Source organism: Sporosarcina sp. Y1011 (assembly GCF_057669885.1).
In genome coordinates this window covers 1-26,577 of the sequence record NZ_JBYHFP010000011.1, presented here as the reverse complement: position 1 = coordinate 26,577, position 26,577 = coordinate 1, and the positions used below count along the sequence as shown (strand labels likewise).

The 26,577-nt window shown below is 37.9% G+C and carries 25 protein-coding genes and 3 pseudogenes; 9 read left to right on the top strand and 19 right to left on the bottom strand.

Features of this window, described 5'->3' with window-relative positions; genetic code table 11:
• Positions 1–108: 108 nt before the first annotated feature.
• Entirely contained in the window at positions 109–2,232 is a 2,124-nt protein-coding gene (locus AC25Y5_RS12745; protein WP_488140623.1) for a glycoside hydrolase family 3 protein, read from the bottom strand.
• A gap of 206 nt (positions 2,233–2,438) precedes the next feature.
• On the opposite strand from AC25Y5_RS12745, the pseudogene AC25Y5_RS12740 reads away from it, so the two are divergent.
• Positions 2,439–2,528: pseudogene (locus tag AC25Y5_RS12740) on the top strand (ABC transporter ATP-binding protein); the annotation flags it as partial.
• A 223-nt stretch (positions 2,529–2,751) separates the two neighbouring features.
• Here AC25Y5_RS12740 and AC25Y5_RS12735 read toward each other — a convergent pair.
• The 7 genes from AC25Y5_RS12735 to AC25Y5_RS12705 form a co-directional block, all read right to left on the bottom strand.
• Complete coding sequence (locus tag AC25Y5_RS12735; RefSeq protein WP_488140622.1) at positions 2,752–3,210, bottom strand: YrhA family protein; 459 nt, start codon at positions 3,208–3,210, stop codon at positions 2,752–2,754.
• A gap of 326 nt (positions 3,211–3,536) precedes the next feature.
• On the bottom strand, positions 3,537–4,271 hold the full coding sequence (locus AC25Y5_RS12730) for a DUF4386 domain-containing protein (RefSeq protein WP_488140621.1): 735 nt from the start codon (positions 4,269–4,271) through the stop codon (positions 3,537–3,539).
• Positions 4,272–4,307: 36 nt separating this feature from the next.
• On the bottom strand, positions 4,308–4,541 hold the full coding sequence (locus AC25Y5_RS12725) for a helix-turn-helix transcriptional regulator (RefSeq protein WP_488140620.1): 234 nt from the start codon (positions 4,539–4,541) through the stop codon (positions 4,308–4,310).
• A 1-nt stretch (position 4,542) separates the two neighbouring features.
• Entirely contained in the window at positions 4,543–4,989 is a 447-nt protein-coding gene (locus AC25Y5_RS12720) for a hypothetical protein (protein WP_488140619.1), read from the bottom strand.
• A 955-nt stretch (positions 4,990–5,944) separates the two neighbouring features.
• Positions 5,945–6,526: an S-(hydroxymethyl)glutathione synthase gene (gene gfa / locus AC25Y5_RS12715; RefSeq protein WP_488140618.1), complete on the bottom strand. Its 582-nt coding sequence runs from the start codon at positions 6,524–6,526 to the stop codon at positions 5,945–5,947.
• An 892-nt stretch (positions 6,527–7,418) separates the two neighbouring features.
• Positions 7,419–7,766 carry a DUF6568 family protein gene (locus AC25Y5_RS12710; protein WP_488140617.1) on the bottom strand — a complete coding sequence of 116 codons (348 nt, stop codon included), beginning with the start codon at positions 7,764–7,766 and terminating at the stop codon, positions 7,419–7,421.
• A 263-nt stretch (positions 7,767–8,029) separates the two neighbouring features.
• A complete protein-coding gene (locus AC25Y5_RS12705) occupies positions 8,030–8,392 on the bottom strand; it encodes a winged helix-turn-helix transcriptional regulator (RefSeq protein WP_488140616.1) in 363 nt (120 codons plus the stop codon).
• Positions 8,393–8,514: 122 nt separating this feature from the next.
• Between AC25Y5_RS12705 and AC25Y5_RS12700 the strand changes: the two genes are divergently transcribed.
• The 3 genes from AC25Y5_RS12700 (at position 8,515) to gshAB (ending at position 12,896) form a co-directional block, all read left to right on the top strand.
• Positions 8,515–9,633, top strand: a complete 1,119-nt coding sequence (locus AC25Y5_RS12700) for an S-(hydroxymethyl)glutathione dehydrogenase/class III alcohol dehydrogenase (RefSeq protein ID WP_488140615.1) — start codon at positions 8,515–8,517, stop codon at positions 9,631–9,633.
• 4 nt (positions 9,634–9,637) lie between these two features.
• Positions 9,638–10,471, top strand: a complete 834-nt coding sequence (fghA, locus tag AC25Y5_RS12695) for an S-formylglutathione hydrolase (protein ID WP_488140614.1) — start codon at positions 9,638–9,640, stop codon at positions 10,469–10,471.
• 154 nt (positions 10,472–10,625) lie between these two features.
• Entirely contained in the window at positions 10,626–12,896 is a 2,271-nt protein-coding gene (gshAB, locus tag AC25Y5_RS12690; protein ID WP_488140613.1) for a bifunctional glutamate--cysteine ligase GshA/glutathione synthetase GshB, read from the top strand.
• Positions 12,897–13,328: 432 nt separating this feature from the next.
• Here gshAB and AC25Y5_RS12685 read toward each other — a convergent pair whose 3' ends face one another.
• Positions 13,329–13,478 carry a hypothetical protein gene (locus AC25Y5_RS12685; RefSeq protein WP_488140612.1) on the bottom strand — a complete coding sequence of 50 codons (150 nt, stop codon included), beginning with the start codon at positions 13,476–13,478 and terminating at the stop codon, positions 13,329–13,331.
• A 511-nt stretch (positions 13,479–13,989) separates the two neighbouring features.
• On the opposite strand from AC25Y5_RS12685, the pseudogene AC25Y5_RS12680 reads away from it, so the two are divergent.
• The 3 genes and pseudogenes from AC25Y5_RS12680 to AC25Y5_RS12670 form a co-directional block, all read left to right on the top strand.
• A pseudogene (locus tag AC25Y5_RS12680) lies at positions 13,990–14,382 on the top strand (DUF8208 domain-containing protein).
• A 109-nt stretch (positions 14,383–14,491) separates the two neighbouring features.
• Positions 14,492–15,280, top strand: a complete 789-nt coding sequence (gene yghU / locus AC25Y5_RS12675; protein WP_488140611.1) for a glutathione-dependent disulfide-bond oxidoreductase — start codon at positions 14,492–14,494, stop codon at positions 15,278–15,280.
• A 483-nt stretch (positions 15,281–15,763) separates the two neighbouring features.
• Positions 15,764–15,919: pseudogene (locus AC25Y5_RS12670) on the top strand (integrase); the annotation flags it as partial.
• On the opposite strand, the gene AC25Y5_RS12665 reads toward AC25Y5_RS12670, so the two are convergent.
• The 3 genes from AC25Y5_RS12665 to groES all read right to left on the bottom strand — a co-directional run bounded on the left by AC25Y5_RS12665 (position 15,905) and on the right by groES (position 18,582).
• Complete coding sequence (locus tag AC25Y5_RS12665; RefSeq protein WP_488140610.1) at positions 15,905–16,510, bottom strand: tyrosine-type recombinase/integrase; 606 nt, start codon at positions 16,508–16,510, stop codon at positions 15,905–15,907. The pseudogene AC25Y5_RS12670 and the gene AC25Y5_RS12665 overlap by 15 nt on opposite strands.
• Before the next feature lie 96 nt (positions 16,511–16,606).
• Positions 16,607–18,241, bottom strand: a complete 1,635-nt coding sequence (gene groL, locus AC25Y5_RS12660) for a chaperonin GroEL (protein WP_482105776.1) — start codon at positions 18,239–18,241, stop codon at positions 16,607–16,609.
• Positions 18,242–18,297: 56 nt separating this feature from the next.
• A complete protein-coding gene (gene groES / locus AC25Y5_RS12655; RefSeq protein WP_482103178.1) occupies positions 18,298–18,582 on the bottom strand; it encodes a co-chaperone GroES in 285 nt (94 codons plus the stop codon).
• Between the two features lie 186 nt (positions 18,583–18,768).
• Between groES and AC25Y5_RS12650 the strand changes: the two genes are divergently transcribed.
• Positions 18,769–19,506 (top strand): CPBP family intramembrane glutamic endopeptidase, encoded by a 738-nt coding sequence (locus tag AC25Y5_RS12650; RefSeq protein WP_488140609.1) that lies wholly within the window; start codon positions 18,769–18,771, stop codon positions 19,504–19,506.
• A gap of 45 nt (positions 19,507–19,551) precedes the next feature.
• Here AC25Y5_RS12650 and tatC read toward each other — a convergent pair whose 3' ends face one another.
• The 3 genes from tatC to AC25Y5_RS12635 all read right to left on the bottom strand — a co-directional run bounded on the left by tatC (position 19,552) and on the right by AC25Y5_RS12635 (position 21,381).
• On the bottom strand, positions 19,552–20,352 hold the full coding sequence (gene tatC, locus AC25Y5_RS12645) for a twin-arginine translocase subunit TatC (RefSeq protein ID WP_482103180.1): 801 nt from the start codon (positions 20,350–20,352) through the stop codon (positions 19,552–19,554).
• 17 nt (positions 20,353–20,369) lie between these two features.
• Positions 20,370–20,555 (bottom strand): twin-arginine translocase TatA/TatE family subunit, encoded by a 186-nt coding sequence (locus tag AC25Y5_RS12640; protein ID WP_488140608.1) that lies wholly within the window; start codon positions 20,553–20,555, stop codon positions 20,370–20,372.
• A gap of 175 nt (positions 20,556–20,730) precedes the next feature.
• The gene (locus tag AC25Y5_RS12635) at positions 20,731–21,381 is read right to left on the bottom strand and encodes a redox-sensing transcriptional repressor Rex (RefSeq protein ID WP_488140607.1); all 651 of its coding nucleotides are present in this window, start codon (positions 21,379–21,381) and stop codon (positions 20,731–20,733) included.
• A gap of 123 nt (positions 21,382–21,504) precedes the next feature.
• Here AC25Y5_RS12635 and AC25Y5_RS12630 point away from each other — a divergent pair, with 123 nt between their 5' ends.
• The gene (locus AC25Y5_RS12630) at positions 21,505–23,436 is read left to right on the top strand and encodes an ABC-F family ATP-binding cassette domain-containing protein (protein ID WP_488140674.1); all 1,932 of its coding nucleotides are present in this window, start codon (positions 21,505–21,507) and stop codon (positions 23,434–23,436) included.
• Positions 23,437–23,809: 373 nt separating this feature from the next.
• Here the strand turns inward: AC25Y5_RS12630 and tsaD are convergent, their stop codons facing one another.
• From tsaD to tsaE, 4 genes are read right to left on the bottom strand one after another with little or no spacing between them, the layout of a single operon-like run.
• Positions 23,810–24,832 carry a tRNA (adenosine(37)-N6)-threonylcarbamoyltransferase complex transferase subunit TsaD gene (tsaD, locus tag AC25Y5_RS12625; protein WP_488140606.1) on the bottom strand — a complete coding sequence of 341 codons (1,023 nt, stop codon included), beginning with the start codon at positions 24,830–24,832 and terminating at the stop codon, positions 23,810–23,812.
• A complete protein-coding gene (rimI, locus tag AC25Y5_RS12620; protein WP_488140605.1) occupies positions 24,829–25,287 on the bottom strand; it encodes a ribosomal protein S18-alanine N-acetyltransferase in 459 nt (152 codons plus the stop codon). The genes tsaD and rimI overlap by 4 nt, the downstream gene beginning before the upstream one ends.
• Positions 25,274–25,984, bottom strand: a complete 711-nt coding sequence (gene tsaB / locus AC25Y5_RS12615) for a tRNA (adenosine(37)-N6)-threonylcarbamoyltransferase complex dimerization subunit type 1 TsaB (RefSeq protein ID WP_488140604.1) — start codon at positions 25,982–25,984, stop codon at positions 25,274–25,276. The genes rimI and tsaB overlap by 14 nt, the downstream gene beginning before the upstream one ends.
• On the bottom strand, positions 25,981–26,433 hold the full coding sequence (gene tsaE, locus AC25Y5_RS12610; RefSeq protein WP_482105768.1) for a tRNA (adenosine(37)-N6)-threonylcarbamoyltransferase complex ATPase subunit type 1 TsaE: 453 nt from the start codon (positions 26,431–26,433) through the stop codon (positions 25,981–25,983). The genes tsaB and tsaE overlap by 4 nt, the downstream gene beginning before the upstream one ends.
• Positions 26,434–26,577 lie beyond the last annotated feature (144 nt).

The following is a 26,577-nucleotide window of genomic DNA, read 5'->3' as shown; positions in this document are numbered from 1 at the left end:
GCGGCAGGAGCGCGGCCCTTGGTTCGACGAATCCAACCGGTTCCAAGTTGTCTGGCCATCGAGATCGACCCCGACTGCGTAGAGACTGGCAAGTGCCCCGCGGATAGATTAATATCTTAATCCATGACCAAGTCTATAGATGTTACTATCGCTATCCTTATAAGCATAATTGAGTCCTTCAGGCATGTACTTGTCCTTGTCATAGCCTGGCACATCATTTCGGGATACACAATCGCCATTCTGAAAAACTGCGATGACTTGATCGCTTGCTGGTAATGTCAATGGTAGAACGCCTATAGGTTTACTATTTCCCGCAATAACTTCAAACTGCGCTTTATAGAAGGTATCATATCCAACAATCAAAGCATCTGCCAATGGCTCAATACTTCCAAGTATCCATGGCAATGTCACATTAACACTAATAACCACTTTTCCATCACGGTCGTGAACGTTATCCGCCACCTCTTTTAAATGATCCAAGCCAGTTAAAGTCGTTTCTTGATACAATGAACCATCCAGCGCTGATACTACTTTATCCTCACAAATATCAAGCTCTAACAGTCCTAGTGTTGCATTGAAATAGGATCCGGATTTTGGATGTAAGAACATAATCGCTACGTCTGCCTCTTCATAGTTATCAGTCAACGTAAATTGCCCAAACTCAAGACATTCTTTTCTCGCCTTATCAGTGTAAGCTGTTGCTTGTTCCGTTTCCCTATGCAATACTTCCACATAAATCTTTTTATTTGCAAGCTTTTCAGCTGTTAAAGGCAATGTCTGATTTTGATTTTTTAATACGGTTACAGATTTTTTATGTCCCTCATAAGCTGCATCCCAATTAGCTTGGTTACTAACTACAGTTGTAGCCGATTCCGGTGCATTATACGTACGATCATCGAAAAGTCCTAGTGTAAACATTTCCGTAAGGAGGCGTACATTTGCTTCATTAATACGTTTTTCACTAATCCATCCTTTGCTAACAGCTAATTTCAGATTCTCTATATCTCCTGTATCAGCAACTATATCTGTTCCTGCATTGACTGCTTTAGCAAAACGTTCAGCCACACTCAATGCTTCTACGCCCCAACTCATATTATTAACAATGCCACTGTCACTATTTATATAGCCTTTAAATCCAAGCTTTTCTCTTAGAATATAATTGATAAAATAATGATTAAATGCGAAGCCCACCTCTTCGAATGGAATCTCTTCATCCTCGAACTCTTGTACGACACTCTTCTTGATACTCGGTATAGAATAATACGGCATAATAGACGATGTACCATGCTCAACGGCTGCTCTAAATGGAGGTAAATGATACTTTTCTAAACTTCCCGGGGTTGGGTAAGGATTCCACTTCCCTTCCACGTAATGGGGGTCAAATCCATTTTCCCTTGCTCCACCACCTGGAAAATGCTTCGTTGTCATCGCTATACTCTCTTTCCCTAACTCCTTACCTTGAAATCCAGCGATAAGGCGACCAATCGCATCGGAAATAAATTCCGGATCTTCGCCGAATGTGCCATACGTCCGTTGCCATCTCGGATCTGTAACGGTATCCGCCATATACATATAACCTTTTCTTATACCCGTAGCATTCCACTCCTCATGAGCAATCCTGGCAAATTCGCTAATAAGTGATGCATCCCCACCGTTTTTAATATCTCCTTGTGCTGCCGCCGCAAGTCCTAAAGTTCCGGGCCATGTGGAAAAAATACCGCCTGCATCATTCATACCAAAAACAGGCTCGGCATTTTCATTTCTTGAATTAGACGTTACGAGGACTGGGATACCTAGACGTGTTCCCTCAGCAACTTCATTTAATTTATTAATCCACTCCGCCATTTCAGCTGGACTAAAGTTATCTCTTAAAATGAAGTGTCTTAAATTCCTTTTTTCAATCGTATGTGTTGATCCATATACTTTTGATGCAGCAAATATATTTTCCCCTTTTTCTACAATCGCTTCATCTAATATACCGTTATGACTCGTCTTTTCCTTATCTTTTTGAGAAAGTCCCATCTTACGTGTATTAATAAGCATCATACCGACCTTTTCGTCCGTATTCATCAATGTAACTAAATTCTCCGCGCGTTCTCTCGGACTCAAACGCCAATCCTTATATGGCTCTAACTTTCCGCTGTTATTCAAATCTTTAAATTTTAACCCATCCACTTCAATGATGTTCTTGACTCTGGCTTCTAAATTGGGTTGTTTATTGTTCATTACCATTTAAATTCCTCCTAAATTGGGTTTTCTCTATTATACCAATGAGATGAAAATACCTATCATTCGCCTTCATGTATAATTGCAAAGAGGCATTGCATAAGACTTTTATTGATTTGCCAATTGTCTAAAAGTCTCACGCTCATATTTTGCATGGCGTGGTGTCATCGGCATCCGCACGGAACGAAGATCAACGGGATTATTTCCCGAGGGATGTAACAATAGGATTAGCAAGTCGCTCAAGTATAACCATTTTTGATGAAGTTTATCTTTGCATAGATGCCCCAACAAGAAGGGTATTCGTCACTGGGTATCCCCCTCCTAATAAGAAACCTTGAAAGGCATAAGCCTTTCAAGGTCAGAAATAGTGATTTATAATCTACAATTTCTTTCTTTACCAATTCCACCAATAAATATCCAGAATCATTTACTATTATCTCATTCCTTAAAACAGTTAGCGGTTGGTCAGGTTCTGTGTAGTACACGATACTCTCCATCCGCCAAAATTGGCGGTGGATTGTACATTTAACTAAGTACTGCTGAGAAAGCAGATTCAAGCATAGTATCAAAATCGCAAAAAGTTTCCATATGCTCACCTGAAGGTTTATCTAGTTCAACAAAATTTTTTTTAGAAATATTATAACAATACCAAGCTATATCTGAATCTCCAAAGAAAATCAGTTCATCTTCTTCTTTAATTGACTCCCATGTTTCATTGGCATCAAAAAAACTATCCACATGATTAATTGACTTAGAATCCAAAAAAGATTGGTCAATCCCATAAATTTTAAGTCCATTAAATTCAATTCCATTAACTGTTTGTAGATATTCATAGTATTGCTTTGGCAGTACATCTTCACCAAATTTTTCTACTACAGATTTACGAAATCTTGATAACTCATTTTCATTGGTAGGTAAATTGAGTTTTCGATCTCGTTCTTCCTCTCTTATTTTGGAAATCTGACTAACTTGCTCTCTCCACATATAATCACCTTCTAAAATTATTTATTCCTTATTAGGAGGATAAATGTCTCCTTCAGGAATAGGAAAATCCACTATTTTACTGTCCCCAGGTTTCATACCCTTTGTTAATGAATTTTGCTTATTTGTAATAACCTTTTGATAGGGATCGTTTCTAATTAGAACTAAGTTTTCCATATCATTGGTACCATTTCGATTCAAAGGGATTTCATGATGGACTTGCCAACCATAAGGAACTAGTCCGTATTCCTCCATATCTTCAATAGAATAGCTGAAATAAAAGAGTACTGGATTGTGACGACGTCATGATCCAGTACTCTCTTTTTGCATTAATGCAGTCGATCTGCCTGAGCTAATCTCTTGTCTTTTGCTATTTTTGACAAGGAAGAAAGTGCAGATTCATTGAACCCTTTAACTAGGAGCCATACAGCTAATATCATTTCAAATGCTGCTATTGGAAGCGCTAAAATACCCCAAGCAGAAATTTGTTCAACTACTCCGAACAGTACTAACAAAGCATTAAGGAATACCATCACTGCTCCTACCATACCCAAGATAGATAAAGGTCTGGGTACAAGCTTTGATTTGTAAAATATATAACTATACATGATTGTGTTGATGCCTAACATGAATAGTGGCCCAAGCATAAACGTCCAGTCATGTATCGCTTTTAATAATATTCCTGAAGCTTGATAAGAGGCAGGATTCGCGGCTCCATCTGCTACAAAGTTCTGGCTTAAGGTCAATAGTGACAATACGCTAATTATGCCTACAGTAATTATAACCGCTTCAAGAAATCTGAAGTAAACATGCCAAAGAGCTATAGTTTCATTGTACTTTCTTAAAATCGGAAACATTGTCGTAGCAGTCCCCACCACGGATACAACAAGAATTAACTCCAAAAGTGCTCCTAGTGTCACCTGATTGGCATGAGCAGAACCTTCAATCAAGTAATTGGGACCATTTAGGATTGGATCGTACAATAAAAGACCAATTACCGCCGAAAGAGCTGCTAATAAAAACAGGACCCCCACAATCTTTGCTGCTTTCTGATTTGAATTCATACTTTATCCCCCTTTTCTAAAACTCATAATAAACGATTATTTTTTCTTCAAGTTTGTGACGTCCCCGTAATAGAAAACCTCTTCCAATGGTAAGTTAAAGGCTAAGGAAATACGAAAGGCCAATTCTAGTGATGGCGAGTAGTTTCCTTTTTCGAGAGCCACGATAGTTTGTCTTGTAACACCTGCCTTGTCAGCTAATTGCTGTTGGGTCATTTCATCATGGTTAAACCGTAATTTTCGGATGTGATTGCCGACAAGACTTTTACCCATATTAGACACCTTTCCGATAGTAATATAGCCTCGATATAGAGCCAACCACATCTGAGATGAATCCTGAAGCAATTAGAATAATAAACATCATCTGTGACCACTGCTCAATAATTAACGATCCCATTGCAATAACAAAACCGATGATAAATACAAAGAAGGAGTTTCGGTTTGCTTTCAAGTCAATTAGTTTATCTAATTCATCTGCGAAAGCTGGTTCTTTTTCTCTTGTTGTAATTCTAAACAAAATGTTAAAAATAATACTAATTACGATGTGAGCTACTACAGAGACCACAGTTAAGATGAGAACGAAGACACCCCAATAGCGATAGGTTTCGGACGAGTCTAGCCCCCCTTCTGGATACTGTGGATACATATACAAGCAGAAGGATATGAAAATGAAAATAGCGCTGATTAACGAGACGATGCTTTTCTTTTCTTGATAGGTCATACTTACATACCCCCTCTTAAAATTAAGTCAGCGCTGTTTTACATATTGTATTGTATGTTAAACATTATGTAAGGTTGACTATACATGAGGGGAAATTGATTAAATGAATAGTCAGTAAGTACAAATGAAGGTCCAACTGGTTAGGTAAACTTAAGAACGAACTCAGACATAAACGATTTTCTGACCTTCATAGGATCAAAAAAGCAATGCTAAGAGACAGCAATGCTTTTTTCAAAAAAATAAGTATAAAATTTTCTGTTTCATAATTCCAGTGTTCCAAGTAATTTGATGAATAGGTTCTGTCCTAATTAAACAGAAAACAAGTTCATTCAGGGAAAAACTTCACTGGCACTTCCCCACTCATGCATAACTTTTACCGCATTTTCTGTTTCTAATTGTTGTCTAGTTTTAAAAATTATTATAATTGCTATGTTCGCCGCCTCTTTCGCTGAGATCTGTTCCTTCTATTGAAGACCTTGCAACATAGCATAAATTTCGTTGAAACGTCTTTTATCGAATGCTTCTGTATTCAATTGTCTATCTAGCATTAAATTACTCTCTCACATTTCCTTTTTAAAGCCTATTATTCCAGATATTAAGAGAGGTTTCATATAAATATGTAGACATGTAGACGACGAATAGTGCAATGATTGCATACACTCTATCGAACCTGAGCCACAATACGTTACTTGTTGGCTTAGACCCACACTCTAAATAATCAATATACAAAAGCACTTACTCTGAAATAGAGTAAGTGCTTTTGTATATCTTTTCAATCTCTAGATTTTTAAAAATGTGTGAGATTGAAGCAAAACTAGACTTTTAAAAGACTCTTGACGACAATAATTTTTATAAACTAACGATTTTACGATTAATCAACAACCGCTAGTTTATAAAAAAGAAGGTCCATTTAACTAGTCTAATATTTCTTAATTACTAAATTAAAATATAACTTTTATCTCTGCAATGCGCTATTCAGTTCAGCAGTTTTAGCAGCAATTAAATCCATTAACTCAGGTGATAGGACATCATAGGTAGGTAATCCAAGATTATTTAACTCTTTTCTGATATCAGCCATTTCTGAAGCCGGTGTACCTGTTTCGATTACAGACGAAACAAATGCTGCGAATTGTGGTGCCGACCATCCTTTATCCTCTGATAATTCTGTATGAACAAAATCTAATCCGTAAAATGCATGGTCTTTGTTTTCTATACGACCATATAAATGTGCGTTACATTCTTTACAGAAATGTCTTTGAATTGCAGCGGTTTCATCAACTATCCCTAACTTATCACCGTTACTAACGACGTTAACTTTATCACGAGATACTACAGCTACTAAAGAAAAAGTTGCACCTTCTGGTTTCCAACACTTTGAACAACCACAAGCATGGTTGTGCATTGTTTGTGAATCTACCTTGACTTCTACTTTATTTGATTCACAAAGACACTTTAATGTACCTCCAGCAAAGTCTTTTACTTCTGGATAATCATTAATCCCGTTATCTAATCTTGAATGTAATTTAGTGGTAACCATATAAATTCCTCCTTGAGTATATTCATTATTTTTTAATCTCTGAATTTCAGCTAAACCAAATGCGCCTAACTTAAATACTGCAGTTACAGTTACAGCTTCTTCTTCGACTTTCGAAGTGTTTTTAACAGCTCAGATACCAGGAGATATTCCACAACCAAGCAAACAATTTTGAGTGGTCCATTCGGTCCAAATGTTACGCTGCTTTACTTTTCACATTTCCCCCTTCTTCCTTCTAAACCTATTGTACTGTATTTTGAATAATAAGTTAATACTGACATATTTGTCACTATCTATTTAAATTAAGTATTGAGAAAGAAATTGAATAATTTGATTGATTAAAAAGGTATGGAACTTTATACGAATAACAAGCTTAGGTGCTTCCTATGAGCCTGTTAGCAATGCATGCGCCTGTTACACAAGATGGATTTTCGTATTGCGGATTCTTACTCATCCATAGCTAACCCCACATTTGGTAGTAAATACATTTCTATATAACGCGCTTCTAGAACCGTACATTCAAAAGATCTGCATAAATACAGTATATTCCGTTATTTCATATTACACTCTCACCATATCTGTTCAAACCAAGCTCCATGATTTACACACCCCATCAAGTATGCTTTCATCAATCGAACTGTTACGGTAGATTCTCGTGCCTATTAGCCAAGCCAATAAAACACGTTTCCCCTTACTGAATAGCGTGCTACTCGACGCATGGAGAGCCTTCCAGGGCGTTACCAACTCACCCGACTCCTCGACATAATCCCTCCGTTTTAGGAAACCTAAAAATGCCTGGCCTTTACCGAAATTGTGTAACCACATTTCATTAAAGCCAGGAACATTTCGCACCCACAACAGAGCCCGATTGCAAAGATCACTGTTTGAAATTGAATTATTTATTCATAAAAGCTTTAATTTCTTCTTCTGGCATTGATGAATCGCATTTCACGCTTACTTTGTCACCATTAGTAAAGATGAAACCTGGAACTGTAGGTATGTCGTATTTTTTACGGAAGGCAGTAATACCTTCCATATCAGATTCTTCTACACTATTGATATAATAAATATGAGTATCAGTTTCCTCAGCAACATTTCTAAGTTTTTTAACGAATATTTGACAATAAGGACATACAGCCTTGCCAATATAGATTACGGCTTCGGTTTCTCCTTTTACCAAGTCCTGTGCTTTTGCGGAATCAATTTTATCAAAACCTTCAACATTTTCTTCATAAGTAGTCATAATCGCTCAATCTCCTTTTTCATATGTAATTATTATACCACAATTTGTGAATATTCAAATAAATTATACTTACGGGTCTGAATATCGAGACTTATAAAAATAGAGTTCACAGTTTAAAAAGGCTTCCTGATTTCACAAGAATTTATTTCATTGGCCCGATACATGCACAGTGCTTCTTCCACAACTGTGAACATTTGTTGCATTTAATGTTGCAATTTAGGATAGTGTTTTTGTGTAATTATCGGAATTATTTGTACAGTTTGTTAGTCAACTGATATTTTACCAGCGTTTCCTTCCAATTGTTCTGCAAAATCATCTCCCCACTCACAGATGGAGGTTACAACGGGTTCTAGTCGAAGACCGATTACGCTTAGTTGATACTCAACTTTAGGAGGTACAACTGGGAATACAGTTCTATTAATTATTTTATCATCTTCCAATTCCCTTAGTTGTCTAATTAACATGCGTTGATTGACTTGGGGGAGTTTTATTTGCATTTCACTTAACCTTAATGGAGACTGTTGAAGCAAACACCATATAATTGCTATTTTCCAGCGTCCGCCTATAACTGATAATGCCAAGTCTTTTCCATTGAAAAAAGTTTTCTCTTTATACCGAATTGTCATACATTTTCACTTCCTAATGTTAATCATACTACATACTGACAAATATGTCAGTATTGTATGATGTTCAATAATATGTAATCATGAACAATGTAGAGGTAGATAAATAGAAAGAAGGTATTCATATGAAAAGTAGAGCAGCTGTTGCATTTAAACCAGGAGAACCACTTACAATTGTAGAAATCGATGTAGAGGAACCAAAAGCAGGAGAGGTATTAGTAAAGATTCTGTACACTTCAGTCTGTCATACAGATGCTTACACATTATCAGGTGCTGATCCAGAAGGCGTATTTCCTACCGTGCTAGGTCACGAAGGTGGGGGCGTTGTTGTATCTGTCGGTGAAGGCGTAACTTCAGTAAAACCAGGGGACCATGTTATTCCACTATACACACCTGAGTGTGGAGAATGTAAATTCTGTCTTTCTGGTAAAACGAACTTGTGCGGTTCGATACGGGAAACGCAAGGTAAAGGGTTAATGCCTGATGGAACGACTCGTTTCTCTTATAACGGAGAGCCTATTTATCACTACATGGGAACAAGTACATTTAGCGAATACACAGTGGTTGCTGAAATTTCATTAGCAAAAGTAGAAGATAAAGACGTACCACTTAATAAAGTTGCACTGCTTGGATGCGGAGTTACCACAGGTATTGGCGCTGTACACAACACAGCAAAAGTTGAAGAAGGCGCTGTAGCAGCGGTATTTGGTTTAGGCGCAATTGGTTTAGCTGTTATTCAAGGATTGGTTCAAGCAAAAGCAAGTCGTATTATTGCCATTGATATGAATGAAGATAAGTTTGAATTGGCTAAAAAAATGGGTGCAACTGATTTTATTAACCCTTCTAAATTTGATAAACCGATCCAAGAAGTCATCGTTGACATGACGGACGGCGGAGTAGATTATAGCTTCGAGTGTATCGGAAATGTCGATGTCATGAGATCCGCACTTGAATCCTGTCATAAAGGTTGGGGAGAAAGTATTGTTATCGGTGTTGCAGCTGGCGGTAAAGAAATTAGCACTCGTCCATTCCAATTAGTAACGGGTCGAGTATGGAAAGGGTCAGCCTTTGGTGGTGTTAAAGGTAGAACTGAACTACCAGGAATGATCGAAGACTTTATGCAAGGAGATATCGATTTAGATTCGTTTATTACACACAACTTAAACTTTACAGATATCAATGAGGCATTTGACTTACTCCATAAAGGTGAGTCAATCCGTACAATGTTAACATATGAGGAGTGAAATAATGAGTCTTAAACTAATTGAAGAAAAACGCTCTTTTGATGGAGAACAATCTAAGTACACCCATTATTCAGAAGCGTTGCAATGCGATATGACATTTAGTATTTACTTACCATCAAATATAGAAAAGAAAGAAATCCCTCTTATTTGGTGGTTATCTGGTTTAACTTGTACAGATGATAATTTCAGCCAAAAAAGTGGCTTTCAAAGATTGGCTGAAACATATCAAGTCGCTGTCATTATTCCAGACACTTCACCACGTGGAGAAAATGTTGCTAATGTTGAAGCATGGGACCTTGGACAAGGTGCAGGTTTTTATTTAAATGCTACACAAAATCCATGGGCAAAGAATTATAAAATGTATACGTATATTACAGATGAATTATCAGGTATCGCGTCCACTTTAGTCCCTAATTTTTCGGGAAAAGAAAGCATAATGGGCCACTCAATGGGAGGGCATGGCGCATTAGTAATTGGGATGAAAAATGCTGCGAGATTCAAAGCAATTTCTGCTTTTTCTCCTATTTTAAGTCCTAGTCAAGTCCCGTGGGGAATAAAAGCATTCTCCTCTTATTTAGGCGAAGATAAAACAGCTTGGAAAGATTGGGATGCTTCAGAACTCATCAAAGAAACTGGCATGCCACCTATTCTTATTTCACAAGGAACTGCAGATACGTTTTATCCAGAACAATTGGGAGAAACCACTTTCTTAGAAAATGCCCGAGAAAGTAACCAAGAAGTAAATTACAAGAAAATTGAAGGTTATGATCATAGCTATTTCTTCATTGCTACTTTCTTAGATGATCATTTCGCTTTTCATATGAAACACTTAAGCTAATTCCCCTTTCACAATAAAATATAGAATGGAAAATATCCCCATTTCAACTAAATGTGGGTATTTTCCATTATTGTATTTCGTCATATTTCACGGTTTACAATCTAAAAAACAAGTAATAATTTTAAAAACAAGTGAATTGCGAGGTATCGCTAATATGGATATTAAAAAAATGTTAGAGAATGACCGGGTTAAACCATACTTATTAAAAGCCCGTTATGGGATTGAAAAAGAAAGTCAACGAGTTGACTTATCAGGAAATTTATCTAAAACAGATCATCCTAAATCTATTTCTACAAGAGATGAGCACCCCTTTATAAAGCGTGACTTTTCCGAAACACAGATGGAATTAGTCACACCTGTTACTGAGACGCTAGATGAACTGTTTAATTACTTAACAGCTATCCATGACGTTGTTTATCGTTCTATGGATGATAATGAAATGCTTTGGCCATTAAGCATGCCGCCTGCGTTACCAGAAAAAGAAGAAGATATTGTAATTGCAAAACTGAACAATTCCGAAAATGTTAGATATCGTCAATCGTTATCCAAAACGTATGGCCGTCGTAAACAAATGATTAGTGGTATTCATTTCAACTTTGAATTCGGAGACGAGTTAATCCAAGCGTTATTCAACTTACAATCGGAGATAAAAGATTATCAACATTTTAAAACCGAGATTTATCTTAAAACCACAAGAAATTATTTACACTATCAATGGTTAATAACTTATTTATATGGCGCATCTCCTAGTAGTGAAGAGAACTTTTTCGATGAAGATTCTTTGAATGTACCAGTAAGAAGTATTAGAAACAGTAAATATGGTTATACCAATCACAATGATGTTCAAGTTTCATATAGTAGTTTGCAAAATTATATATCAGATATCTCTTTGATGGTTCAAAGAGGACTACTAGTAGAAGAAAAAGAATTTTATTCAGCTGTCCGTTTAAGAGGTGGGCAACATGCTTCAGATTTAGAAGGTCAGGGTGTAAGATATATTGAATTAAGAAATATAGATATTAACCCTTTTGAAAAGAATGGAATTAGCTATGAACAAGCAGAATTCCTACATCTTTTTTTAATTTATTTACTTTGGAAAGATGAAGGTATTCATAGTGATGAGTGGGTAAAAGCGGGTAAATTTTACAATGATTTAGTGGCGCTTGAACATCCATTAGAGCATACACAATTTGAAGTAGATGCTAAAAATATTATTGATGAGATGGAACACCTAGTAGAAATCCTGGATTTGACTGTTTCAGATTCATTATTTGTTAGTCTAAGGGAAATATTAATGGACCCAAGTAAGACTTTAGCCGGAAGACTGTATAAAGATAGTAAAAAGGATAGTCAAGGTCAAGTGGCTACGAGTATTGCTAAAGAAAATCATGAAAAGTCATGGGATAAACCATATCAATTAACAGGTTTTACTGACATGGAGTTGTCCACTCAGATTTTAATGTTCGATGCTTTTCAGCAAGGAATCCAGGTAGAAATCTTAGATAGGCAAGATCAGTTTTTGAAGCTTCAATTAAAAGATCATGTTGAATTTGTAAAAAACGGGAATATGACAAGTAAAGATAGCTATGTATCTACTTTAGTTATGGAAAATAAAACAGTCACAAAGAAGATTCTTCATCAACACGGATTCCGAGTACCGAATGGTGAAGAATATAATGACATAGATCATGCTTTACGTTCTTACGATTTGTTTTCTTCCAAACCTTTCGTTGTGAAGCCTAAAACAACTAACTTTGGATTGGGAATATCAATTTTTAAAGAAGGGGCAAATTACGAAGATTATCTAAAAGCAATCACACTCGCATTTAAAGAAGATTCTTCTGTATTAGTCGAAGAGTTTCTTAATGGAACAGAATATAGATTTTTTGTATTAAATGATAAAGTGTATGCTATTTTGTCACGAGTTCCTGCGAATATTAAAGGTGATGGTAAACATACAATCGAAGAGTTAGTCATTGAAAAGAACCGTGATCCGTTAAGAGGAAGAGACCATAGGACGCCTTTAGAAAGTATTCAATTAGGTGAATTGGAGCAACTTATGCTTAAAGGTCAAGGATATGGATTGGATTCGATTCCCAAAATTGATGAAATCATCTATTTGCGTGAAAACTCTAATGTCAGTACAGGTGGAGACTCGATTGATGTAACAGATCAAATTTCTGATGATTATAAAAAGATTGCAGTGGATGCGGTATCGGCACTTGGAGCTAAAATTAGCGGCATCGATTTGATTATTGAAAATAAAGAAGCTCCCGCATCTGATAAAAATGCTTATGGGATTTTAGAAGCGAACTTTAATCCATCCATGTATATGCATATATATCCATATAAAGGGAATTCGCAACGTCTGACTATGGATATTTTACATTATTTATTTCCTGAACTACTACAAAGTCAGGAATAAAAGTTAATCAATTTAGAGGCACCATAAGCAGAACGCAAATTTACAACGTTTAGCTGTTGAATGATAATTAAGTTATTTGATGTTTAAATCTAAAGATGTATTACTTTGTTCTGAGTTGCTTGGTAATATCTTGTTTTTCTACTAGTTATTGAACAATAGCTATTGTAAACTGAGTCAAAGGGAAGACCTCTTTTCTAGGATTAGTTGTGGTGACTTAAATCTACCAAAAAAAGGTCTTCCTTTTTGTGTTTTTTTATAAAAGCGAGATAGATTGCTCTACCTCGCTTAGTAAAAGAATGATTTTACTTTAATCCTCTTTAAATATTCAAATTACAATATATTAAATTCTTAAACAAGTATTGTACCGTCGCAAATTCTAAAATATCCTTTTGCTTGGTCTGTTCTTGACAATTTTGAAGATATGTCTTCTTATTATTTATCTGTTTGTTTTTGCTTCTTTTTCAAATACTCCGCACGTATTTTTTCGAGTTGCTCCTTTTTATCAAATTGGGCCGGCTTGTGTTTTTCATGATACTTTGTCACAGCTACCCGACCTTTGTTATCCAATTGATATTTACCCACTTTGTTCACCTACTTTTCTTGTCTTTAAAGAGAATCTATTCAACAAATATAATATACCTTATTTTACTGAAGTAAACCTTAATCACTAAAAAATCTTATTATTAACATATCGCTGTTTGATTCACTTTGATTAAATTACACCCCGAAATACACCCCAAAAATAGCTAGTCAATTGTCTCTCTGCTTTCTCTTCAATCGTATAGTCTGGATCTTGATAAGAAATTTGCAAGGATTTCTTTAGCTATCTTACATCATGCCGCCCATAAGTTCGCCACGCAAATCCTCGAAAACAGCTACAAAGAAACCCATTAAAATCAACGTTTCAAAAAAAATCAGAAAATACCGTTAAATGATTTCATACTCCCTCATTTTGAAATGTCGCATGTGAATGCCATTTACTATATCAAAGATGGAAAAACCTATGGAGAATATGACCTTGAAGTTTATGAAGGAATTCGCCAACAGAAGGAATTGATTTATTTTATTGACTCCATGACTGGAGGAGTAACAAATGAGTAAAGAAGAGGTAGCTCGCAAACTTGAAGAGTTCCAATACTATCTGAGTACTTCAAACATTTTTACAGATATCGTTAGATGGATCGCTTGGGTATTCGTTCAAGGTTTGACATGGGTTGTAGATATCCTTGAAAACCTAACCGATGACATCTAATTGATTAAGACCTTTTATAACAATCCTGAAATTATAGCCTTTATCGATGCTATCAGACCCTTCCTGTACATTTTGTTAGCCTTTTCCCTTCTTTATACGTGCTATTTACTAATCTTCAACAGGAAGTTTAACCGTGAAGGAATTGCAGTAAACATCTTTATCGACTGTATCATCGTCCTCATGCTAAATGCAGGAATGGATAAAGCAAATGACTTTACAGACGCAGGCACTTAGATATTTTATGCTGAGCCGTATTATAAATAGATGATAAGCTAAATATTAGGAGTACTTTTATATTGTTAGTATGATGGAGTTAATAATAGATATTAGGAGGAGTGTTGAGATGACAAAATATGAATTACCAGACGTGTGGCAGTGGGAAGAAGAGAATTCGAATAGAGGCGGTAATCTTCCGACAGCCGGTGAACGTTTCGAACAAAAACTACCAGTCGGAGAGGCACCGTTCCAACTCTATTCACTGGGAACGCCGAATGGTATTAAAGTGACGATTATGCTGGAAGAATTAAAAGAGTTGGGTGTCGATGGTGCAGACTATGATTTGTATAAAATCAATATTGGAGCCGGCGATCAATTTGGTTCAGATTTTGTCAAGATCAATCCTAATTCTAAGATCCCAGCCCTAGTCGATCAAAGTCAAAGTCCACGTGTGGAAATTTTTGAATCAGGGTCGATTCTGCTTTACTTGGCTGAGAAATTTAATAAACTGATCCCGACAGATATTCATGGACGGACAGAAACCCTTAATTGGCTATTCTGGCAAATTGGGTCAGGTCCTTATGTTGGTGGAGGGTTTGGTCACTTTTTTGCTTATGCGCCAGAGCCTATGAAATACCCAATTGATCGTTTTACTATGGAAACGAAACGTCAATTAGACTTACTTGATAAAATATTAGCTCAGCGTTCTTATATCGCTGGTGATACCTATACTATTGCAGATATTACGATATGGTCTTGGTACGGGCGTTTAGCTTTAGGAAAATTGTATGAAGGCTCTTATGAATTTTTAAACATGGATGAATATACTCATCTCTTGAAATGGGCTCATCGCATTGCGGAACGACCAGGCGTTCAAAAAGGTCTGGTAGCAGAGTATCAGTTGCTTGGGGAGTAGTTTCAAGAAAACAATGTATTGATGTTTTTCTCCTTTAAAAAAGAATTAAAACCTTATATAGACATGTCAAAGAGAACGGTATCATAAATAGGAAGAGTGGTTTATTCAACAAAAGGGCGCTTTTCTTGAATAAGAAGGCGTCTTTTTGATATGCCCAGCACATTTAATAGATGAGATCTTGTTAGGGTAAAGAAAAGACTGTGAAGATTCCCACTTAAACTATAGGGTGCTTTTACACAATAAGGAATAAAATTAAAGAGTCTAAAATATGCAAGGATTTATACACTTCTTGTATATTTAGGCTCTTTTTTCATTCATAAAATATGCTGCCATAAACAGCATTTTTTGATTGCCGAATACAGCTTCACTGTACTTAAAAAATATAACAATAAAGTCGTTTAAATCTAAATGTAGTTCCATTAAAGCGCCCTATTGTTGGATAGTGGTAATTATGAAAGAGCTGCTAAAATAAATAAAGTGTTTATGACCGAAAAGCTTGTTAAGGAACTCTCTGTGTATAAAGTGTTTTGTAAGAATCCTTTTGGAGAAGAGAATGAATATGTGTTCTTGAATCGTGATAATACTCCCATGACAGACAACTCCATTATGCTAGTGTTTAGGAACCTACAGAAACATATGAATTTTAAGGGTGTAAGGGTTAGCCCACATACTTTTAGGCATACGTTTTGTCACATATTGGAAGTTTTTACCGTAGACGCTCATTGTTACATTTTGCATATCGACATCTGACCATTTGAGATTTATCGCTTCCTTCCATCTAACGCCTGTTCCAAGTAAAAGCATAATCAATAAATAGCCTCGATAACTGAAATAACTTTTCTCTTTCCATCTTAAACTTCGATAGTAAACTAACATTTGATATATATGTTCATCTGTAAAGACATCAATTTTGACATCTTCTTTTTGTAATTTTACTTTATGAGCCATATTTTCACTCACTATTTTTTCCTCGATAAGATAATTGAAGAACGCTCGTATTCTCATAATTTTCGTATTAATTGTCCCCGGCTTATTCCCTCTCTCCTGACAATCAACTAGGTAACTACGTACATGGCTTTGTGCTACCTCTTCAATGTTAATGACACCAAGTTCAAGGCAATAGTCGATAAACAGCCCTAGTGTCCTCTCGTAGTTTCCAATGTTCACTTTCGTTGTGTTCTTAAACCTTCTGTCCGCTAAAAAGTCTTGATATGCAAATTTTAAAAGCATAAAAAATAACCACCTCTCCAATTTTTCTGAGAAGTGGTTATTCCTATACTAATTAATTATGAACGAGACAGCTTCACAAAATAGCCTGTGAAGAGATTACATCATGCCGCCCATACCGCCCATGTCAGGCATTCCGCCCATTCCACCGCCTGCTGGTTCAGGAAGGTCTGCAACTACTGCTTCAGTAGTCAAGAACATCGCTGCAACAGATGCTGCGTTTTGGAGTGCATAACGTGTAACTTTAGTTGGGTCAACGATTCCAGCTTCCATCATGTTTACCCATTCGCCTTCTGCAGCGTTAAAGCCGATGCCGATTTCTTCACGTTTCAGACGGTCAACAACGATAGATCCTTCAAGACCCGCGTTGTTAGCGATTTGACGTACAGGTTCTTCAAGCGCACGAAGTACGATTTTAATACCTGTTGCAACGTCGCCTTCAGTAGACTCTAGCAATGCCGCTACCTTCGTGTAAACATTTACTAGTGCAGTACCACCACCAGAAACGATACCTTCTTCAACAGCCGCACGTGTTGAGTTCAATGCGTCTTCAATGCGAAGTTTACGTTCTTTAAGTTCAGTTTCAGTAGCTGCTCCGACTTTGATAACTGCCACGCCGCCTGCAAGTTTCGCAAGACGTTCCTGCAATTTCTCTTTATCGAATTCTGAAGTTGACTCTTCAAGCTGAACACGGATTTGATTAACACGTGCTTTGATAAGATCTGAATTTCCGCTACCTTCAACGATAGTCGTATTGTCTTTTGTAACGACAACTTTTGCTGCATGACCAAGCTGAGAAATATCAGTTGATTTAAGGTCTAGTCCGAGGTCTTCAGTAATAACTTCCCCGCCAGTCAATGTCGCAATGTCTTCAAGCATCGCTTTACGGCGATCACCGAAGCCAGGTGCCTTAACAGCAACAGCGTTGAATGTACCGCGCAGTTTGTTCACAACAAGTGTTGCAAGTGCTTCGCCTTCAACGTCTTCAGCGATCATTAGAAGTGGTTTACCTTGTTGAACAACTTGTTCAAGAACAGGAAGGATTTCTTGGATATTCGCAATCTTTTTATCTGTGATCAAGATGTACGGATTATCTAGAACAGCTTCCATTTTATCAGTGTCTGTTGCCATGTAAGCAGAAGCATAGCCACGGTCGAATTGCATTCCTTCAACAACGTCGAGTTCAGTCGTGAAGCCTTTTGACTCTTCGATTGTAATGACGCCGTCGTTGCCAACGCGCTCCATTGCTTCAGCAATCAGTTGTCCTACTTCTTCGTCTCCAGAAGAGATGGAAGCAACTTGTGCAATTTCTTCTTTTCCTTCGATTTCATTGGAGATTTCTTTTAGACCTTCAACAGCAGTTGCAACCGCTTTTTCGATTCCCTTACGGATTCCTACAGGGTTAGCACCAGCTGTAACGTTTTTCAGTCCTTCACGGATCATTGCTTGCGCTAGAACCGTTGCAGTTGTTGTACCGTCACCAGCAATTTCATTCGTTTTAGACGCTACTTCAGCAACCAGTTTTGCTCCCATGTTTTCGAAAGCATCTTCCAGTTCGATTTCACGTGCGATTGTTACTCCGTCATTTGTAATTAGCGGTGAACCAAATTTTTTCTCAAGAACAACGTTACGTCCTTTAGGTCCAAGCGTTACTTTGACAGCATCTGCTAATGTATCTACTCCACGCAGCATTGCGCTTCGTGCTTCTTCGTTAAATTTAATTTGTTTAGCCATTTATAAGTACCCTCCTGATTTTTCGTGTATTTTTTAACTATCCAAGCATTAGTATATTAGCCAATTACCGCTAAGATGTCACTTTCACGCAAGATCAGATATTCATTTCCTTCATGTTTGATTTCAGTACCAGCATATTTAGAGAAAAGGATACGATCTCCTTCTTTAACTTCTAAGTCAACTCGTTGGCCGTTTTCAAGAACGCGTCCAGTACCTGTTGCAAAAACCTTACCTTCTTGTGGTTTCTCTTTTGCAGAGTCCGGTATCACAATACCGCTTGACGTTTTTTCTTCTGCTTCGATTAGCTCGATAACAATACGGTCACCTAATGGTTTCAACAATTGAAACAACCTCCTCAGAGTAATATCTTCTTTTTAGCACTCAACAGTCATGAGTGCTAATACATTTCTAATCATAATGAAGATTTGCATATATTGCAAGTGAAATACTCCGAAGATTTTCTCTTTGCATATCTTGTTCTGAACAGATAATATTAGGCTCAACCACAGTTGAAAGGGTGGCATTACTTGAAAAACGGAAAAATTTACATCTACCTATTTCTTACTTACATCCTAATGCATGTAAGCAGTATTTTTTTATCCGAAGGACTATTCTTATACTTCCCTTGGGATGAGCAATTCACCGATAAAGATATAGCATATCGAGCAAGTTCATGGACACTTTTCATCGTCAATTCAATAGCATCTATTATCTTCCTACTATTAATTGTACCGAAGAAGAATTTCTTCCAGGTTTTCAAAGGGAAAAAGTCTACCATTCCTAATTCGATTCTATGGGGCTTCATTGGTTTCTTTCTGGCACTTGGAGGTCAAATGCTTGCCGGTGCTATCGAAAATGCAATTGGAATAACACCAGGTTCAGATAATACCGCAATCCTATCAGAAATTGCCAAAGTATCCCCAATCATCATTATATGCATGGTACTCTTTGCCCCATTCCTCGAAGAGATCATTTTCCGTAGAGTTATTTTTGGTGGTGTTTATCAAAAGACGAATTTTTGGATTGCAGCTACTGTCAGTGCGCTCGTGTTTGCCGCGGTCCATAATGAATTTGAACACCTTCTGATGTACATGATGCCAGCATTCGTCTTCGCTTATCTGTACTACAGAACGAAACGAATATTGACTCCGATGATTGCTCATTTACTGATGAATGGATTTGTAGTCCTACTCAACCTAAACATGGAGAAGATACTAAAATGGCAAGAAAAGATGAAACCTGTCATCGTCACTTTCCTGAACTAAAAAAGTCTTCCACAACCCATATGCGGGTTGTGGAAGACTTTTTTATTATTTCTGCTGTTGATTGTTAACTTCTTCGATTTGACGTTGTTGTTCAGCTGTCGCTTCTTCAAATTGTCGTTGCTGTTCCGCCTTCAAGTATTTCCTATGACCAAAGCGGGATATGAAAATACTAATTTCATAAAGCGCAAATAGCGGAACCGTGACGAACAAATGGGACAACAAGTCAGGTGGTGTAATGAATGCCGCAATCACGAATAGGACAAAATAAGCGTACTTCCTTATTTTCACGAGTGTCTTCGGGTTCAATATACCGAGTCTTGTTAAAAATAGTAAGACTACCGGCAATTGGAAAACAATACCAAATGGTATAAGCAGTTGGAAAAGAAAAGTGAAATACTCATTTATCCCGATTGTTTGGGTTATATCTAGCTCTGCGGATAAATTCATCATGAACTTCATCACATATGGCAACAAGACAAAATAAGAAAAAGCAATTCCTCCGACAAACAGGAGAAAGGTGAACGGAATATAATTTAATGTCGCGCGCCGTTCCGTTTCATGCAATCCCGGTGAAACGAAAGACCATAATTGATACATCAGTACCGGAGAAATTACGATGAATGCGATAAAGACAATCACTTTCACGTAAATCATGACTGGATCCAGTACGTTGAAAGCATTCAACGTAATATTATTCGCTTCTCCATCATACTGCAAAAATTGAATCAGCGGCTTCGCGACGAAAAAAGCACCTATTACTGCAATAACAAAGAAAACGACGATGACCATCAGCCGTTTTCTAATTTCATCTATATGTTCAATGATTGTTAAGTTTTTATCATTCATCGGACAGTCATCCTAACTTACTTCAGTTCTTCTTTCTTGTCTTCCACTTTTTTTACATCGTCGTCTTCTACAAGACCTTTTGTGGCTTGTTTGAATTCACGCAATGAAGAACCAAAGGCTTTCCCGATTTCAGGCAATTTCTTAGGACCGAATACGAGCAAAGCAATAACAGCGATGATAATCAGACTTCCTGGACCTGGCATTTCGGACACCTCCTTCATAAGATAGGAATTGAAGTACAATCCTTCTTCGGGGACGGATAAAATTCTATCCTTCCTTGGAAAGGATAAAGTTCGATCCTTCTCGTGGAAGGATACAATTCAATCCTTCCTTTGTCTATTTTACACGAAAGCTGTTGGGATTACTAATAACGAACCGTTACATATGTGAACCTTTGACGTCATTTTTTATGAAATAGATAAGTGTTTGCAATTCGACAGACAAATCGATTGTATGCACTCGTACCGATTCTGGTACTGCTAGACGCACAGGAGTAAAGTTTAGAATCCCTTTAATACCCATAGTGACAAGTCGATCTGTCACTTCTTGCGCAATACGTGATGGCACTGTGAGAATGACGAGGTCAATACCTAATTCCTCAATCTTTTCTTTAAGCGTATCAGGATGAAAGACAGGTATTCCACTCATCTCTGTACCCTCTTGAGTTGATTTTGGATCGAATGCAATGACGATACGCGTATTATGATTCTTATGGAAATTATATTTCAAAAAAGCATTTCCCAAGCTGCCAACCCCGATGAGGGCGACATCCGTTTTTTCATCCTGGTCGAGAGTTTGACGGAAAAAGTCTACTAGGTAATGCACGTCATAGCCATAACCTTTACGGCCAAGTGCCCCGAAATGGGAAAAATCACGTCGAATCGTAGCGGCATCGATTTTCATCGCTTCACTTAACTCGCTGGATGATACACGTTTCTTTCCTGTGTTCGCAAAATTTTGGAGAAACCTATAATATAGAGGCAAACGCTTTGACGTTGCCTGTGGAATTTTTGGTGTTTCTTCTATCATACTAACCCTCCTGCACGTACTTAAAGGCGATTCTATCGTACAGTAGATAATGAATGTTGTAAAGGCGACCGTTGCACGCTTGACACTATTCATTTAAACTGAAGAGGAATAGAGGTGCTACTTTTGATTGTATTACAAGTGAATGGACTAACAAAATCATTTTCAGGAACAGATATATTAGAAAACGTAAAACTAGAAGTCCAGCACCGCGACCGCGTTGCATTAGTTGGACGTAATGGCGCTGGTAAATCAACACTTCTTAAAATAATTGCGGGTGAAATGACAGCTGATTCAGGTGATTTAATCGTTCCAAAAGATATACGAATCGGCTATCTTGAACAGCATTCAGGAATCGATTCCTTATTGACGGTTTGGGAAGAGATGATGACCGTATTTGAACCACTTCACAGTATAGAAAGACGGCTCAGGTCGCTTGAAGAGCAAATGGCGGATCCGTCTGTCTATGACAATTCGACTGACTATGATCGTGTCATTAAAGAATACGATGCTCTACAAGTTGAATTCAAAGACTCAGGCGGCTATCAATACGAATCTGATACTCGTTCAGTGTTGCATGGAATGCGTTTTTACCCAGAGGACTATACTAAAAACGTTACCCTTCTTTCGGGTGGTCAAAAGACACGATTGGCGCTTGCTAAAATGCTACTTAGTAAACCGGATCTCCTCATACTCGATGAGCCGACAAACCACCTTGATATCGAAACGTTAGGATGGCTTGAAAAATACTTGGTATCCTACGAAGGGGCAATTCTAATTGTTTCCCATGACCGTTATTTCCTAGATGAAATCGTCACAATAGTCTATGAGGTATCCCGTAAAAAAGTAGTGAAGTACACAGGTAACTATACTGCCTATCTTGACGATAAAGCAAAAAACTATGAACGTGATCAAAAACTTTTTGTGAAAGAAATGGGAGAGAAGGCCAAGCTTGAGGATTTCGTTCAGCGCAATATTGCACGTGCATCTACATCCAAAATGGCCAAGAGTCGTAGAAAAACGCTTGAAAAGACGGACTGGATGGATTCACCTGATGGTAATGAGAAATCCGCAAATTTCACCTTCTCAATTGACCGGCCCAGTGGTAACGATGTACTTGCCCTTGAAGAGCTAGCGGTAGGCTATGACGGTATGCCTGTTTCAAAAGGAATCGATATGCGGGTATACAAACAAGATCGCATTGCGCTCATCGGACCGAACGGCGTAGGGAAATCAACAATATTAAAAACAATCGTCAAAGCACAAGACCCGATATCCGGTAAAATCCGGTATGGTACAAATGTTCAATTTGGCTATTACGATCAGGAACAGGCAACGCTTATCGGAACTGGAACCGTTCTACAAGAACTGTGGGATGAGTGGCCGATGATGAATGAAAAAGATGTTCGTTCTGTTCTAGGACGCTTTTTATTTACCGGTGAGGATGTGGAGAAATCTGTTACGTCTTTGTCAGGTGGGGAAAAAGCCCGCTTATCACTTGCTAAACTGATGTTACAGAAATCGAATACGCTTATCCTTGATGAGCCGACAAACCATCTAGACCTTGATAGTAAAGAAATTCTAGAAAATGCTTTGGATGACTTCCCGGGCACGCTTATCTTCGTGTCACATGATCGTTACTTCATTAACCGTATTGCAACTAAGGTAATTGATATTAGCGGTTCGGGTGCAGTTGAATATCTTGGTGATTACGATTACTTCGTAGAGAAGAAGCTGGAACAGGAAGAACTGCTCGCCGAGACAAATGCAGCAAGAAAAACGACTACTCCAGTGATTGAAAGAAAAAAAGATGATGACAAAGAGCTAAAAAGACAGGAAAGAAGATTAACTAGAGCCATAGACGAAATAGAATCTCAGCTTTCTGTTTTGGAAGATAAGATTGGGGCATTACAAGAAGAACTTTCAACTCCTGATTTTGCAGATGACCATGTGAAATTAATGGAATTGCAGTCCCAGATTGACACACTCCAGGATGAACATGATCGCAAATCGGAAAATTGGCTTGCGCTGCAAGAGGAACTAGAGATTTTAGCTTAAGAAAGGATTGCGCCATTTTGAATCAAGACTCTTGATTCAAAGTGGCGCTTTGTCACTTTTTGCTGTCGGAACATATCGGATTACGAAATATGCACATTATACCGGTGAAATACTTTCCACAATCTTATTCACAACTAAAACCTAGTTATACCGGTAATAGTTTACTATTATCCACACTACCCACAATAAAGTCGTTTGTTATGCACATAGTTATCCTCTCTCAACTGTTATTAATGGTTGATATGTCATTGTTATGCACACCTTATCAACAATTGTGCATAAGTACGAATGTTCCCTATTGACATTCTAAAAAAAATCGGGATAAAAAACACAGAAATTGTCGCAATTTGGCAACTTCTGTGTTTTTACGTATTTATTCTTTCCACGAGACGAGGGGCATACCTGGTTTACCGTTCATTGCAAGATTTCCGCGAATACCGTCACTGAACATTGCTGATCCAGCAGCAGCAATCATTGCTGCATTGTCTGTACAGAGTGCAATTGGAGGTACATAGAAGGGAACTTCCTCCCTCTTGAAGTTTTCTTCAAGAGATGAGCGTAATCCTTTGTTTGCTGCTACTCCTCCAGCTGCAATTACTTGCTTGACTCCAAACTCCTTCGCTGCTTTCAATGCTTTTGTTGTCAGTACCTCCACAACACTCGCCTGGAAACCTGCTGCGACATGGAATGGGTTTACGGCCTCTCCACGTTGTGCAAGGTTATGTTTGTAGTTAATAACAGCAGATTTGAGTCCACTGAAGCTGAAATCGTACGAACCTGGTTCAAGCCAAGCCCTTGGAAATTCTATTTGTCCATCACTTTCAGCTGCCAGCTTATCGATTTGTGGACCACCCGGATATGAAAGTCCAAGCACACGAGCTACCTTGTCATAGGCTTCACCAGCAGCATCATCACGCGTTTCACCAATGAGTTCAAATGAACCATGCCCTTTCATTAATACAAGCTCTGTATGACCACCTGAGACGATTATAGCAAGAAGTGGGAACTCCATTGGTTGCATCAGCTCATTCGCATAAATATGGCCTGCAATATGATGCACGCCTATAATCGGCAATCCATTGGCAAATGCAAATGCTTTCGCAGCATTAACGCCGATTAACAACGCGCCGACTAAACCCGGCCCTTCCGTAACAGCAACTGCATCCAACTCTGCAGGTTTAAGTTTTGCATTCGTAAGTGCTTCTTCAATCACCAATGTAATTTGTTCAACATGATGTCTTGAAGCGATTTCCGGTACTACCCCGCCAAATCGCTTTTGGCTAGTAATTTGTGATGCCACAACATTTGAAATGATTTCAGTTCCATTTTTCACAACGGAAGCGGCAGTTTCATCACAACTCGTTTCTATTCCTAAAATATAAATATCTTTTGTCATTTGAATTCCACCCACATGACGAGCGCATCTTCATGGTCGTCTGCATAATAGTTTTTTCTGATTCCGCCGTCCTGGAAACCAAGTTTACGGTACAAATTTTGAGCCGTAGTATTAGTCATCCGCACTTCCAGGGTCATTAACCGGACTTCTTTTTCTCTACAAACAGCTATCGCTTCTTTCATCAGTCCTTCACCAATGCCGTTTCCCTGCATATGCTTTCGTACCGCAACATTTGTAATATGACACTCATCTAGAACGATCCACATGCCACAATGGCCTATGACTTTCTCTTCAAATTCAGCAACGACATAATGAGCATAGTCATTTCCATTCATTTCATGTTCAAAAACTTCCGCAGTCCAAGGAGTAGCAAATACTTCTTCTTCAACTTCAACAACTGAAGATATATCACCTGTTCCCATCTCTCTATAAACAATCACTTTATCCAAGATCATTTTCCTTTCCCTGCTCTTTCAGCCAATTTGCCTCTGCTTCAGCAATACGTCGATACTCCGGAACGAATCCATGAATATCATTTTCCGGTTCTGATTGAGCAGCTACATATATAAGCGAAGATGCCCGAGGTAGATTAAATTGAAGAGGAGAAATTACCGCACCTGTACCAAGCCGTTCAATAAGCATTTCTTTATGCATAGCCGTATCTTTTCCAACGAATAAAATAGGACTACCTTGCTCTTCAAGTAATAGAATCAATTCTTCAAGGGAGTAATGTCCATCCTCTATCAATTGAGTAAGTTTTCCTGCTTCGGACCGATAAACACCTGCATAGACATTACTTCTTCTAGCATCGACTAACGGGCAAATCAAACCGTTGTAAAATAACACATTTGCTGCCATTGCTTTCAAAGTAGACACCCCAACGAGAGGCTTACCGAGTGTCCAGGCAAGTGTCTTTGCAATCGTCACTCCAATTCGAGCACCTGTATATGAACCCGGTCCTTCCGAAACTGCAATTGCACCTATATCCGATGGTTTCAGATTTGCTTTTTCCAATAGCTGTTCAATTGCTGGCATAGCACGTAAGGAGTGATTAATAGCCATCGCGGAAGTTTCTTCTATTAATAATTCCCCATCTTTAACTAGGGCAACGGAAATTGGCGTGTTAGCTGTATCTATACCTAACCATATCATAAGAAAATCCCCTCACAAATCTCTTCATATCTCTTACCTAGAGGCGTAATAATAATTGTTCGTTTGTCTTCACCATTATGGACAAGCTGAATTTCCAAACGTTCTGTAGGTAAATCATCTTTAATTAGATGTGCCCACTCAATAACTGATACGGCATCACCATAAAATAGCTCGTCCCAGCCAAGATCCTCATCACTGCCAGCTAATCGGTAGACATCCAGATGATTGAACGGATACTTCCCTTCATACTGTTTAATGATTGTGAAAGTCGGACTATTAACTGTGCCTGTAACACCTAATCCCTTTGCAAGGGCTTTTGTAAATGTTGTTTTTCCGGCACCTAAATCCCCCTCAAGCGTCAGTACATCTGGAGGAGTGAGAAGAGATGCAAGTTTAGTTGCGATTTTTTCTGTCTCCTCGACAGAATTCACTTCTATTTTCCTAGTCATAATCATATTTCCTTTCTACTTCTTTGCTATAGTGTACCTAAAATACATTGCATCGGAAAGTATTGATACTTTTTTATAATCATTTTAACATCTTAAACAACAAAAAAACCGACTCCGGAATGAAATCCCGTAATCGGTTCTGAA

Coding starts and splice junctions, on each gene's coding strand:
- AC25Y5_RS12745 (WP_488140623.1), bottom strand. CDS start 2,232: ATGGTAATGAACAATAAACAACCCAATTTAGAAGCCAGAGTCAAGAAC.
- AC25Y5_RS12735 (WP_488140622.1), bottom strand. CDS start 3,210: ATGTGGAGAGAGCAAGTTAGTCAGATTTCCAAAATAAGAGAGGAAGAA.
- AC25Y5_RS12730 (WP_488140621.1), bottom strand. CDS start 4,271: ATGAATTCAAATCAGAAAGCAGCAAAGATTGTGGGGGTCCTGTTTTTA.
- AC25Y5_RS12725 (WP_488140620.1), bottom strand. CDS start 4,541: ATGGGTAAAAGTCTTGTCGGCAATCACATCCGAAAATTACGGTTTAAC.
- AC25Y5_RS12720 (WP_488140619.1), bottom strand. CDS start 4,989: ATGACCTATCAAGAAAAGAAAAGCATCGTCTCGTTAATCAGCGCTATT.
- gfa (WP_488140618.1), bottom strand. CDS start 6,526: ATGGTTACCACTAAATTACATTCAAGATTAGATAACGGGATTAATGAT.
- AC25Y5_RS12710 (WP_488140617.1), bottom strand. CDS start 7,766: ATGACTACTTATGAAGAAAATGTTGAAGGTTTTGATAAAATTGATTCC.
- AC25Y5_RS12705 (WP_488140616.1), bottom strand. CDS start 8,392: ATGACAATTCGGTATAAAGAGAAAACTTTTTTCAATGGAAAAGACTTG.
- AC25Y5_RS12700 (WP_488140615.1), top strand. CDS start 8,515: ATGAAAAGTAGAGCAGCTGTTGCATTTAAACCAGGAGAACCACTTACA.
- fghA (WP_488140614.1), top strand. CDS start 9,638: ATGAGTCTTAAACTAATTGAAGAAAAACGCTCTTTTGATGGAGAACAA.
- gshAB (WP_488140613.1), top strand. CDS start 10,626: ATGGATATTAAAAAAATGTTAGAGAATGACCGGGTTAAACCATACTTA.
- yghU (WP_488140611.1), top strand. CDS start 14,492: ATGACAAAATATGAATTACCAGACGTGTGGCAGTGGGAAGAAGAGAAT.
- AC25Y5_RS12665 (WP_488140610.1), bottom strand. CDS start 16,510: ATGCTTTTAAAATTTGCATATCAAGACTTTTTAGCGGACAGAAGGTTT.
- groL (WP_482105776.1), bottom strand. CDS start 18,241: ATGGCTAAACAAATTAAATTTAACGAAGAAGCACGAAGCGCAATGCTG.
- tatC (WP_482103180.1), bottom strand. CDS start 20,352: ATGAATGATAAAAACTTAACAATCATTGAACATATAGATGAAATTAGA.
- AC25Y5_RS12640 (WP_488140608.1), bottom strand. CDS start 20,555: ATGCCAGGTCCAGGAAGTCTGATTATCATCGCTGTTATTGCTTTGCTC.
- AC25Y5_RS12635 (WP_488140607.1), bottom strand. CDS start 21,381: ATGATAGAAGAAACACCAAAAATTCCACAGGCAACGTCAAAGCGTTTG.
- tsaD (WP_488140606.1), bottom strand. CDS start 24,832: ATGACAAAAGATATTTATATTTTAGGAATAGAAACGAGTTGTGATGAA.
- rimI (WP_488140605.1), bottom strand. CDS start 25,287: ATGATCTTGGATAAAGTGATTGTTTATAGAGAGATGGGAACAGGTGAT.
- tsaB (WP_488140604.1), bottom strand. CDS start 25,984: ATGATATGGTTAGGTATAGATACAGCTAACACGCCAATTTCCGTTGCC.
- tsaE (WP_482105768.1), bottom strand. CDS start 26,433: ATGACTAGGAAAATAGAAGTGAATTCTGTCGAGGAGACAGAAAAAATC.